We start from the raw sequence: 11,503 nt of genomic DNA on the forward strand, positions 1-11,503 counted from the left end.
GCAAACATTTGTTCTGTTTGATAAAATTGAATCAGCTAAACATAGATATTCCTTGGGAATAGAAGTCAAACTTTTCATCAATTCTAATACAAAAAGGGCACCTCCGCCCGACTCCAAACCTAACATGGAGACCAGACAAAAATACCCTTTCGCCCTATTTCATTTTTTCACGCATTCATTTTATTTCACGATTTTTCGTTCCCCGAAGATACACCAGCCAGTACCCGCCTCCAATCACCAGCATCCCGCCGATCATATTTCCGATCGTAGCCGGAATCAGATTATTGAGAATAAAGGTTCCGATCGTCAGCCCTTCCGCTGCCAGACCGTACTCGCCCATGATCATCAGCCCCGCCGGGATGTAAAACATATTGGCGATGCAATGCTCGAAGCCGCAGAGAATGAAAATCGCCACCGGCGGGTAAAGCGCCAGAATTTTGCCAGATACCTGCTCGGAGCTCATCGCCGCCCAGACTGCAATACAAACCAGCACATTACAGAGGATCGCACGGCACAGCACCTCCGACAGAGTCAGGGTCACCTTGGAAACGGCTGTATTCAGAAGAACCTGCGCCAGATTGCCGCCGTACAGGCTTGGAATATGCCCGTAGACAAATAAAACCGCCACAAAGATCGCGCCAATCAGATTTCCCAGATAGACAAACAGAAGATTTTTAAACAGCCCGCCCACGGAAATCCGTTTCTGCAGCGCCGAGATCGTCATCAGGCAGTTCCCAGTGAAAAGTTCCGCCCCGGTGCAGACCACCAGCGCCAATCCTGCCGGGAATACGAGTGCCGAAGCAATCCGCGATGCCGAGCCATTTGTCATTGCTGCCGAGGCAACCGAAGCCCCCGCGCCTGCCAGCGCGATGAACATTCCGGCGAAAAAGCCGAGTATCAGCATATGAGACACCGGAAGTTCCGCCTTTTTTCTGCCCGTCTCCACATAATTTTCTGCAATCTGTTTCGATGCAATCATAGATTTTCCTCCCATCAGCCTTTCTATGTCCGAAATTCATTTTTCAAATTCTTCCTTTTATCTTCTGAATTTCCGAACCTGCCACATCGTTTTATAACCTTTCCTTCCATTTCAAACAGAAAAAGACGGTTTTCGTCCGATCTTTCTGTTCTATCCCTTTAAAATCTTTGACAAACAACCGTCTTTTCTATTATTTCTATATCATTTCTGATGTCGTCTTATCATCTCAAGCCGCCATCTGACATCACCTATCAAGGGCTTCCCTTATTATTTCATGTAACTACTTTTTGCAGCCCTCCCACAAATCCTATAAGTTCCCCTTCATTTTCCTACCGTTCCTCCCGGAAATAATTCTCGCCCAGATGCGCCGGGATATGTGCCCCTTTATTCTTACGCATCGACGCGATCACCAGCACCAATGCGGTGATAATGAACGGAAGGGCATCGAAAAATGCCGTTGGAATCGCATACGTGTTTTTCGGCACATAGTATTTCAGCACGCGCAGCGCCCCGAAAATAAAGGAACCGTAAATAACATTGATCGGCTTCCACGCCGCGAAGATAACGAGGGCAACGGAAATCCAGCCAAGACCACCGACGCTGTCGCGCAGCCACACGCCGCCGTTGATGATCATCGAACAATACGCGCCGCCGATACCGCAGATCGCACCGGATAGCAGGATATTAATGTATCTCCACTTTGTAACTTCGATACCTGCCGCATCTGCTGCGCCCGGATTTTCTCCGATCGCCTGCACATTTAAACCAACCTGTGTTTTATATAAGTAGAAACTCGCCACAATCGCGATGATGATTCCAAGATAAACGAACGGGTTATAGGAAAATAATAATTCTCCGACCACCGGCAGATCACTGAGTCCCGGGATGTGGATGTTACGCATCTGTGCCGTCACCGCATCCGGAAGTTTCAGGGTGCCGTTCTCTGATTTTTCCAGCATAAAGACACCGATAAAATTGGCTAATCCGACGCCGAAAATCGTCAGGGTCAATCCCGTTACATTCTGATTTGCCATAAATGTGACAGTCAAAACACCGTAAATCAATGCCGACAGCATTCCAGCCACCGCCGCAGCTAACAGCGCCGCAACAAAGTTATCCGTCTGATAGCCGACCATGAATCCGGCGCACGCGCCAATCGACATCATGCCCTCGACGCCCAGATTCAGGTGTCCGACCTTCTCACTCAAAATTTCGCCAACCGTGCCAAACAGGAAAGGCGTACCCGCCAATACAGCCGCCACCAGAAATTTAATTACGATCTCGCTGCTCATGCGCGTGTACCTCCTTTTCCGCGAAATACAAATTGATACCGTATAAACAGTTCACATCCCAGAATGAAGAACAGGATGATTCCCTGCAGCACATCCGCGCAGTCCGAGGACAATCCGAATGAAGACTGAACTACGCTGCTTCCTTTTTCCAGCACGCTGAACAAAAAGGTAACCAGCAGAATCACAGGCGGATTCAACTGTGCCAGCCATGCCACGATGATCGCCGTAAATCCGACCCCTCCGGCAACTGCCGTCGTCAGCGTGACATCCGAACCGGTCGCCTGCACCATGCCGCCGATGCCGCAGACAGCGCCGGACAGAAACATCGTCCGCAGAACCACTTTTTTTACATTCATGCCGGCATAGCGGGCCGTCTCCTGGCTCTCTCCCACGACGCTGATCTCATATCCCTGCTTGGAACGATTTAAGTAAACCGCTATCACTACCACAAGAATCAGCGCAATCACCCAGCCGAACTGGATGCCGAACACCTTATCGAGCGCCGCGTTCTTATTGAAACGGGCAATCTTCGCATATCCCTGGGAACCTGGGTCACGCCATGCGCCCTCTCTCAAAAATACGATGACATTCAGCGCGATATAGTTTAACATCAGCGTAAACAGCGTCTCGTTCGTATCATACCGGGTCTTAAACCACGCCGGAATGAGTCCCCACAGACCTCCGCCGATCGCGCCTGCCAGAAACATCACGATCACCAGCAGCCAGTGATTCCAGTTCGCATGGAACAGTGCAAAATACGAGGCAAAAATACCGCCCATAATGATCTGTCCCTCGGCTCCGATGTTCCAGAATTTCATTTTAAATGCCAGCGTCACGCCCAGCGACGCAATCAAAAGTGGAATCATGATTTTGACCGTCGCCTGTATCGCCATCTCGCTTCGCAGCGCTCCGGTTACAATCGTCTGATAAATGACAAATGGATTCTGCCCAATCAGCAGGATAAAGAATCCGCCTGCCACCAGAGCCAGCACGATCGCCTCCAGACGGAGGATCAATGTTTCTCTTTTTCCAAGTTCCGCCTTTTTTACAACGCGGATCCACGGTTCTTTCATGCCTGTTCCCCCTTCTTTTCGGATGCCATACTCTTATCCAGCCCCAGCTCGCCCGCTTCGGTACCGGTCATCATCAGTCCCAGCTGTTCTTTCGTGAGCTTCTTAGCATCCACGATACCCGTGATCTTTCCATGGCAGAGTACCATGATCCGGTCTGAAAGCTCCAGAAGCACATCCAGATCCTCACCGATATAGACAACCGCCACGCCCTTTTTCTTCTGCTGGTTCAGGAGGTCGTAAATCAGATAGGAAGAATTAATATCAAGCCCTCGCACCGGGTAAGCCGTGATCAGCACCTGCGGGCTCGACTCAATCTCACGTCCCAAAAGTACCTTCTGGACATTGCCCCCCGACATCATACGCACCGGCGTATCAACGCCCGGCGTCACGATTCCCAGTTCTCCGATCAGGCGTTCTGCCATCTCCCTTGCCGGTTTCCGATCTACAAACAACCCTTTCCCTTCCGAATAGGACTTGAGCAGCATATTATCAACCATACCCATTGAAGCAACCAGTCCCATGCCGAGACGATCCTCCGGCACGAAACTCATGCTGATTCCGAGGCGGATGATCTCCGCCGGAGTCTTACCGATGATATTTTCCTTACGGTACAAAATAGCGCCCTTTTTCGCGTCCATCAACCCGGTCAGCGTCTCGCAGAGTTCTTTCTGGCCGCTTCCGGCAACACCGGCAACGCCCAGAATCTCGCCTGTTTTAATCTCAAAAGAAATATCATCCAGCGCCACGCCGCCGTCACTCTTATCGACGGTCAGATCGACAATCTTCAAAATAGTCTCTCTCTTCTCCATCTCCGGGCGCTCGATATTCAAGCTGATTGGTCGTCCAACCATAAGCTCCGTAAGTTTCTTCTCATCACATCCGGCAGTTTCCACCGTCTCGATGCTCTTTCCTTTTCGCAGAATCGTGACACGGTCACTGATAGAAAGGACCTCATTTAATTTATGGGTAATAATAATAATCGCACAACCCTGTTCCCGCATCCGGCGCAGGATTTTAAACAGCCGCTCCGTCTCCTGCGGCGTCAGGACTGCCGTCGGCTCGTCCAGAATCAGGATCTGGGCGCCTCTATATAATACCTTCAGGATCTCGACCGTCTGCTTCTCGCTGACCGACATGTCGTAGACCTTTTTCTCCGGTTCAATTTCAAGTCCAAATGACTGTCCAAGCGCTTCAATTTTTTCCCGCAACGCCTTTCTTCCCAGCCGTTTTCCCTTGGTTCCCAGCACGATATTATCCATCGCACTGAACACATCCACCAGTTTGAAATGCTGATGAATCATACCTATTCCTAAATTTCTCGAATCTACCGGCGAATTTATGGAGACTTCTTTTCCTCCAACCAGAATCGAACCGGCATCTGGGTGGTAGATACCGGAAAGCATGTTCATGAGCGTTGTCTTACCGGAACCATTTTCTCCCAAAAGTGCCATAATCTCGCCGTACCGGACGGTCAGATCAATCTTATCGTTCGCCACGACGCTTCCGAATGCTTTCGTGATCTGCCTACACTCAATGGCATACTGTTCTGTCATATCGTCACCTCAAATGAATATTTAACCAATTTTTTTAATCAATTTTCTAAAAAAGAAAAAAGAGGTGCCGCAAATGAAAGTGGATCCATTTGAAGCTGCCTCCTTTTATCTGTTATATACTCTTGAAATCTGCAACACCCGGAAGCGTTTCCGAACCTGTTTCAGTATCGCTTCCAGGTATATAATTCCGTGATTATTTCTCTACGATGTTCTTGAAGTACCAGTGAATATTGCCTGTGATATCTGCATCAGACATATGCTCGCCCTCGGTGCCAACGGTGGTTCCGTCGTTGCACTCGATCACGCCGTCAAATACATCCCAGTCGCCAGACTCGATCTGCGCACGTGCCTCATCGATCTTCTCCTGCGTACCATCTACGCACAGGTCAGATAACGGGGAAATGTCTACCAGACCTTCCTCCAGACCGCCGAAGTAGTTCTCGCCTGTCCATGTACCATCAATCAGATCCTGTACAGCTTTGGTATAGTAAGCGCCCCAGTTCCAAACGGTGGAGGTCAGAACTGCCTTCGGAGCATCCTTGCTCATATCAGAGTTGTAACCAACACCAAATACGCCAGCTTCCTCAGCTGCCAGCTGCGGGTTCGGTGTATCGCAGTGCTGTCCAATGACATCACAGCCCTCGTTGATCAGGGCTACGGCTGCCTGTTTCTCACCTTCCGGATCGTACCAGCTGTTGGTGGTCTTGATGTAAACGGTTGTATCCGGGTTTACAGAATATACACCCATTGCAAATGCGTCGCATCCGCCGGTAACCTCGGCATTGTCCTTGCCCCAGGCGCCGACATAACCGATCTTATTGCTCTCTGTCTTTAAACCAGCCGCGATACCAGTGAGGTAACGGGACTGATAAATCCGTCCAAAATAATTGTTAAAGTTCACACCGTTGGATTTGTAGCCGGTTGCATGGGAGAAGATAACGTCCGGATATTCTTCTGCCAGTGCCTCGCATGCATCCATGTAGCCCCAGCTTGTCGCGAAGATAATCTGGCATCCTTCCTCGACACACTCGCGCATTGCTGTCTCGATGGCAGTCTGATCATCGTCCGCTACGTTGTTCTTGCGGATAATCTGATCATCCTCCAGACCAACGGCTTTCTGCATCGCTACGATACCCTGATCATGCGTATAGCTGTAACCGGAACCATCCGCCGGATTTCCAATATGAATCACTCCGACCTTCAGATCCTCTTTAGCAACTGCCGGCATCACGCCCTCTGCTGCCTCGCCTGCTTCTGTGTCTGCCGCGTCAACTCCCTTTTCCTCCGCTGCCTTCGTATCTGCTGTATCAGAAGACGAAGAAGAACAGCCTGCACACAGGGACAGCGCCATGGCAGCGCTCAGTAACACGCTTACTACTTTTCTCATAACATTTCCTCCTAAGAATGCCTGCGAATGCGGTTCTCTCCCTTTCTCATCGTTTGTCAGAATTCCCTCGCAGAACCTGAAATCCGAAAATAAAACCGCATTCCCGAAAATTTGGATCGATACAGGAAATATTATTGCATATTTACAGACGATTTTCAAGGAATTTGCCTGATTTTTACTGTGATATTTATTAATCTCTTTTCATAAGTTTTACTTATTTCTGTTTTCCTCCTGTAATCCCCCGATATGCAGGAAGGGAACACCGGAGGAATCAGCTGCCAGCATCTTTTTTCGACGCAGATAACACAAAAACAGGCACCAGACATTTCCTTTCAAAATGCCTGATACCTGCTCAGCTCACTGTAACTGATTTCTCTTATAACTTCGGCAAACACGTAACCGTCCACCTTATAATACACGGCTCTGTTTTAAGCCTCTGCCTCGCCATCCTCTTTCTTCTCTTCCAGAATCTTCATAAACTCCTCACCGGTGATCGTCTCCTTATCCAGAAGATAGTCTGCCAGCTCATGAAGCTTATCCTCATGCCCGGAAAGAATAGCTTTCGCTTTCTCATACGCGCTCTTTACCAGCGCAATCACTTCCTCATCGACCCTCGCCGCCGTCTCTGCCGAACAAGCCAGGGAAGTATCGCCGCCTAAGTAGGCGTTGTTGACCGTCTCGAGCGCTACCATGCCGAAATGGTCACTCATGCCGTAACGCGTCACCATCGCACGGGCGATCTTGGTTGCCTGTTCGATATCATTCGAAGCCCCTGTCGTGATAGAATGGAAGATCAGCTCCTCCGCCGCACGGCCGCCGGTCAGTGTCACGATCTTGTTGAACGCCTCTTCCCTGCTCATCAGGAAGCGCTGATCCGCCTCCACCTGCATCGTATATCCGAGTGCCCCGGAGGTTCGCGGCACAATCGTGATCTTGTGGACCGGAGCCGAGTGCGTCTGCAGCGCCGCTACCAGCGCATGACCGATCTCATGGTAGGAGACAATCTTCTTCTCATCCCCGGAAACACCGGCATCCTTCTTCTGATATCCGGCAATAACCGTCTCGACACTCTCTTCCAGATCCTGCTGGGACACGGTCTTTCGTCCCATCCGGACTGCCCGCAGCGCCGCCTCATTGACAATGTTTGCCAGCTCCGCGCCGCTCGCACCGTTGGTGGCACGGGCGATCTCATTGTAATCCACACTCTCATCCACTTTAACCTTTTTGCCATGGACTTTCAGAATTGCCTCACGGCCTTTCAGATCCGGCAGCTCTACCGGAATCCGGCGGTCAAAACGTCCCGGACGAAGCAGCGCCGGATCGAGGGATTCCGGACGGTTGGTCGCCGCCAGAATGACAACCCCCTTCTTGCCGTCAAAACCATCCATCTCAGTCAGAAGCTGGTTCAGCGTCTGCTCGCGCTCGTCATTGCCGCCCATGCCGGCGCCGTCACGCTTCTTACCAATCGTATCGATCTCGTCGATAAATACGATACACGGCGCTTTTTCATTGGCCTGTTTAAATAAATCACGCACCTTCGCCGCACCCATGCCGACAAACATCTCAACAAATTCCGAACCGGAGATCGAGAAAAATGGAACGTGTGCCTCACCGGCAACCGCTTTCGCCAGCATTGTTTTACCGGTTCCTGGAGGACCGACTAAAAGTGCACCCTTCGGAAGCACCGCACCGATCTCCGAATATTTTTCCGGCTTATGCAGGAAATCGACAATCTCTTTTAACGCATCCTTCGCCTCTTCCTCACCAGCCACATCCGCAAAGGTGATGCCGGTCTCGGATTCCGCATAAATCTTTGCATTGGACTTGCCGAACGTCATTGCGTTGCCGGGTCCGCCGCCCATCCGTTTCATCAGCGAGCGTCCCATGAGCTGTCCGATTCCCACAAAGAGAATCAGCGGCAGGATCCAGGTCAGCAGGAAATTCAGCAGCGGGGACGCCTGTGTGTTGATCTCCGCACTGTATTTCACATCCTTACCATCCAGCAGATCATACAGGTTGACACCCGGAATCTCGCCGGTTTTGTAGGTGACATTCCACGCTGTGTTTTTATTGTCATTTTTCAGCGTATAAACGATCTCATTGTTCGTCGTCACATACACTTCATCGACATTGTCTTCCTTCAACTGATCGCTGAACTGGTCAAACCGCACCTGCTGCGTCCGATCCATCATAGATGGAAAGAGGAAAATATTTAACAGCATGACAATCAGCATAACCAATCCATAATAATATAAAAATGATTTTCTGGGCGGCTGCTTTCCGCCGCCGTTCGTGTTCTCTACCATAGATTGTTCTCCTTATTGTGAGTCTGTGACAGATGGTTTCTGTGTTTCTGTCACATCGTTTCGTGATACATTAACATATACCGCATTCTTTGTTATTTGTCAATCCACAACAGTAAATATTTATTTACTTTTTATATTTGTTGACCTTTTTGTCTGGATGTGCTAGAGTACAAGTAAATTGATGTTTCCTTGTTTGCAATTTATGTTTGTGAAATGGACCGCATTTTATTACTTTGATATTTAAATTTGGAGGTTTTCCTATGAATCCAGGCAAAAAAAATTCAAATCTTTTAAAAAACACCGGTATCCACTTCCTGGAGTTTGCACTCGGCTTTCTCTCCCTGGCGAAATGCCACTACCAGCCAAGCCATGATATGAAAGTCAACTCGCTTCCATTTTTTGCCCTGATCGCGCTCGACAGCTGGGCAGATCAAGACTATACCATGTCTGAGCTGGCGGACAAGCTGAGTATCACAAAGCAGCAGCTCTCCCATATGATCAAGGTTCTTGAGGAACGCGGTCTGGTCGAGCGGATCCACGATACAGCCAACCGCCGCCGCGTCTACATCCGCATCTGCGATTCCGGTCGTGAGATGATGAACCAGATGAAGCAGGAAATGCTGTCTTCCACCCTGTTTGGGCTGCGCGCTTACACCCCGGAAGAACTGGCATCGATGGACGAGTGCCTGTGCCGCCTGATGGAATTAATGAAGAAATTCAACTGTGAAACCGATGAACCTGCGAAGAATGTATCCGTATGATAAAGACACCGGAGACACTTTTTTCTCCGCTTTCTTTTAAATCCTGTATAATTGACTTTTGTAACGTCCAGCAGCATTCCGGATTGATTTCTCTGCCATTTCATCCTTTCATCCGTTCCGGTGTGTTCCACGCCTCGGCAGAGTTTTCTTTCTGTGCCAATGGACGTTTCTCAATGATACAGAAAGAAGGTTCCTACATATTATGCCACAAATGATAGAAAATCATATTTTTCCACACGCTGCTCATAGCAAGCACACTCTCCCCCTCTCATCCAGGCAAACTTCTGCTGCCATTCCACGCCTTTCCGGTCAAACGCGTGCTGCCGCACCTGCAAGAGCCCAAAAGGCCGCGGACGAATTTGCCCGCTACCTGCTCACGCGCAACCTTGCCGATGAGACACTCCGCGCTTACACTTATGCGGTACGGCAATATTTTACCTATTACCGTGACATTACCTACCCCAATTTAAAGCTATACAAAATCTTTCTGCTCGAGCACTACAAGCCGCAGACCATCAACCAACGGATCCGGGCTTTGAATGCCTACCTGGATTTTAAAAAGCTCTATCCCGGGCATCTTCCCATGGTAAAAATCCAGCAGAAAACCTATCTGGATCACATGATCAGCGAGGCGGATTATGAATACCTGAAACGCTGCCTGCTTCGGGATGAACGGTACACTTACTATTTTCTCATCCGTTTCATGGCGGCAACCGGCGTCCGGGTCAGCGAGGTGATTCAGTTCCAGGCAGAAGATATTTTCTCCGGCTATAAGGACATCTATTCCAAAGGAAATAAAGTCCGGCGCATCTACATCCCACAGTCACTCCGAACCGATACCCTCAAATGGCTTTCCTTTCTCCACAAATCCCACGGTCCCATCTTCCTCAACCGCTTCGGTTCCCCCATCTCTCCAGGCGGCATCCGCAGCCAGCTCAAAACCATCGCCCTCTCCTACCACATGACACCGGAAATGGTACATCCGCATGCATTCCGCCACCGGTTTGCCAAGAGTTTTATCGAAAAATGCGGCGATATTTCCCTGCTCTCCGACCTGCTTGGACACAAAAATCTCGAAACAACCCGGATTTACCTGCGTCGTTCCAGCGGCGAGCAGTATGAGATTGTCAACCGGGTAGTCACCTGGTAGAGAGGAGTAAATGAAGCACATATGAATTTTGAAACACTTATTTCCGACTTTGGCGTTTACCTTGAACAACAGGGGCACGCCGCCAGCACCATCCGGGTCTACAGCTGTTCCGTCCGGCTGTTTTTTTCGCATTATAACAGCCTTTCGGTCGAGCACCTGCAGTCGTACCGGCGCTGGCTGCTGGAATGTTATAAGCCATCGACAGTGAATACGCGGATTCTGGGAATGAACCGGTTTCTGGATTTTATGCAAAACAGTGGATTGTTAGATAATGAAAAGGCGAATTTTCAATCACCCATATCCGCCCCCACAGATTCACTCCGCATCACTCCCACGGGTCACTACCGCCTGCGCCCCATCCGGGAGCAGAAGCACACCTACCTTGATACAGTGATCTCCCAGAAAGATTACGACCGGCTCAAACGGCGGCTAAAAAAGGATGAAAATTACTTCTGGTATTTCATCGTGCGTTTTCTCGCCTCCACCGGCGCGCGCGTCAGTGAATTGCGCCAGATCAAAATGGAGGATCTGCAGCTTGGCTATCTCGATCTCTACTCCAAAGGCGGCAAGATACGGCGATTGTTCTTCCCCCGCTCCCTCTGCGGGGAAGCAATCCCCTACTTTGCCTCCCGCGGCATCGACAGCGGCTTTCTCTTCCTGACCCGCCGCCGCACCTGCATCTCCGCACGCGCCATCGAGATGCAGTTAAAAAACATCGCAAAGCGCTACCGCATCAATCCGGCAACAATGTACCCGCATTCTTTCCGGCACCGCTACGCCATCAATTTTTTGAAACGGTTCAATGACATTTCCCTGCTGGCGGATCTGTTAGGACACGACAGCATCGAAACAACCCGGATTTACCTGATGAAATCGAGTCAGGAACAGCAGACGGTGATTGACCGGGTGGTGACGTGGTAGGCACAGGCGTGTGAAAACCATAAAAGGGGAAAGAACTGCCATTTTCCACAATTCTTTCCCCTTTATTATAGATTTATTTTT

Annotated in this window: 9 protein-coding genes; 3 read left to right on the top strand and 6 right to left on the bottom strand. The window is 49.9% G+C overall.

The window, feature by feature from the left end; genetic code table 11:
• Positions 1 to 175: 175 nt before the first annotated feature.
• The 6 genes from DWV73_RS06640 to ftsH all read right to left on the bottom strand — a co-directional run bounded on the left by DWV73_RS06640 (position 176) and on the right by ftsH (position 8,590).
• On the bottom strand, positions 176 to 979 hold the full coding sequence (locus DWV73_RS06640) for a formate/nitrite transporter family protein (protein WP_181986222.1): 804 nt from the start codon (positions 977 to 979) through the stop codon (positions 176 to 178).
• A 329-nt stretch (positions 980 to 1,308) separates the two neighbouring features.
• The gene (locus tag DWV73_RS06645; RefSeq protein WP_022360158.1) at positions 1,309 to 2,271 is read right to left on the bottom strand and encodes an ABC transporter permease; all 963 of its coding nucleotides are present in this window, start codon (positions 2,269 to 2,271) and stop codon (positions 1,309 to 1,311) included.
• The gene (locus DWV73_RS06650) at positions 2,268 to 3,344 is read right to left on the bottom strand and encodes an ABC transporter permease (RefSeq protein ID WP_022360157.1); all 1,077 of its coding nucleotides are present in this window, start codon (positions 3,342 to 3,344) and stop codon (positions 2,268 to 2,270) included. The genes DWV73_RS06645 and DWV73_RS06650 overlap by 4 nt, the downstream gene beginning before the upstream one ends.
• Complete coding sequence (locus DWV73_RS06655) at positions 3,341 to 4,897, bottom strand: ABC transporter ATP-binding protein (protein ID WP_117796209.1); 1,557 nt, start codon at positions 4,895 to 4,897, stop codon at positions 3,341 to 3,343. The genes DWV73_RS06650 and DWV73_RS06655 overlap by 4 nt, the downstream gene beginning before the upstream one ends.
• Before the next feature lie 193 nt (positions 4,898 to 5,090).
• Positions 5,091 to 6,284, bottom strand: a complete 1,194-nt coding sequence (locus tag DWV73_RS06660) for a BMP family ABC transporter substrate-binding protein (RefSeq protein WP_117796210.1) — start codon at positions 6,282 to 6,284, stop codon at positions 5,091 to 5,093.
• Positions 6,285 to 6,712: 428 nt separating this feature from the next.
• Positions 6,713 to 8,590 (bottom strand): ATP-dependent zinc metalloprotease FtsH, encoded by a 1,878-nt coding sequence (gene ftsH, locus DWV73_RS06665; protein WP_117796211.1) that lies wholly within the window; start codon positions 8,588 to 8,590, stop codon positions 6,713 to 6,715.
• Between the two features lie 260 nt (positions 8,591 to 8,850).
• On the opposite strand from ftsH, the gene DWV73_RS06670 reads away from it, so the two are divergent.
• The 3 genes from DWV73_RS06670 to DWV73_RS06680 all read left to right on the top strand — a co-directional run bounded on the left by DWV73_RS06670 (position 8,851) and on the right by DWV73_RS06680 (position 11,422).
• Positions 8,851 to 9,351 carry a MarR family transcriptional regulator gene (locus tag DWV73_RS06670; protein ID WP_107000566.1) on the top strand — a complete coding sequence of 167 codons (501 nt, stop codon included), beginning with the start codon at positions 8,851 to 8,853 and terminating at the stop codon, positions 9,349 to 9,351.
• A gap of 211 nt (positions 9,352 to 9,562) precedes the next feature.
• Complete coding sequence (locus DWV73_RS06675) at positions 9,563 to 10,501, top strand: tyrosine-type recombinase/integrase (RefSeq protein ID WP_117796212.1); 939 nt, start codon at positions 9,563 to 9,565, stop codon at positions 10,499 to 10,501.
• Between the two features lie 21 nt (positions 10,502 to 10,522).
• On the top strand, positions 10,523 to 11,422 hold the full coding sequence (locus DWV73_RS06680) for a tyrosine-type recombinase/integrase (RefSeq protein ID WP_117796213.1): 900 nt from the start codon (positions 10,523 to 10,525) through the stop codon (positions 11,420 to 11,422).
• Positions 11,423 to 11,503 lie beyond the last annotated feature (81 nt).

The sequence above is a fragment of the Clostridium sp. AF12-41 genome (genome assembly GCF_003461685.1).
Taxonomy (GTDB): Bacteria; Bacillota; Clostridia; order Lachnospirales; family Lachnospiraceae; genus Otoolea; species Otoolea fessa.

Coding starts and splice junctions, on each gene's coding strand:
- DWV73_RS06660 (WP_117796210.1), bottom strand. CDS start 6,284: ATGAGAAAAGTAGTAAGCGTGTTACTGAGCGCTGCCATGGCGCTGTCC.
- DWV73_RS06645 (WP_022360158.1), bottom strand. CDS start 2,271: ATGAGCAGCGAGATCGTAATTAAATTTCTGGTGGCGGCTGTATTGGCG.
- DWV73_RS06675 (WP_117796212.1), top strand. CDS start 9,563: ATGATAGAAAATCATATTTTTCCACACGCTGCTCATAGCAAGCACACT.
- DWV73_RS06680 (WP_117796213.1), top strand. CDS start 10,523: ATGAATTTTGAAACACTTATTTCCGACTTTGGCGTTTACCTTGAACAA.
- DWV73_RS06640 (WP_181986222.1), bottom strand. CDS start 979: ATGATTGCATCGAAACAGATTGCAGAAAATTATGTGGAGACGGGCAGA.
- DWV73_RS06670 (WP_107000566.1), top strand. CDS start 8,851: ATGAATCCAGGCAAAAAAAATTCAAATCTTTTAAAAAACACCGGTATC.
- ftsH (WP_117796211.1), bottom strand. CDS start 8,590: ATGGTAGAGAACACGAACGGCGGCGGAAAGCAGCCGCCCAGAAAATCA.
- DWV73_RS06650 (WP_022360157.1), bottom strand. CDS start 3,344: ATGAAAGAACCGTGGATCCGCGTTGTAAAAAAGGCGGAACTTGGAAAA.
- DWV73_RS06655 (WP_117796209.1), bottom strand. CDS start 4,897: ATGACAGAACAGTATGCCATTGAGTGTAGGCAGATCACGAAAGCATTC.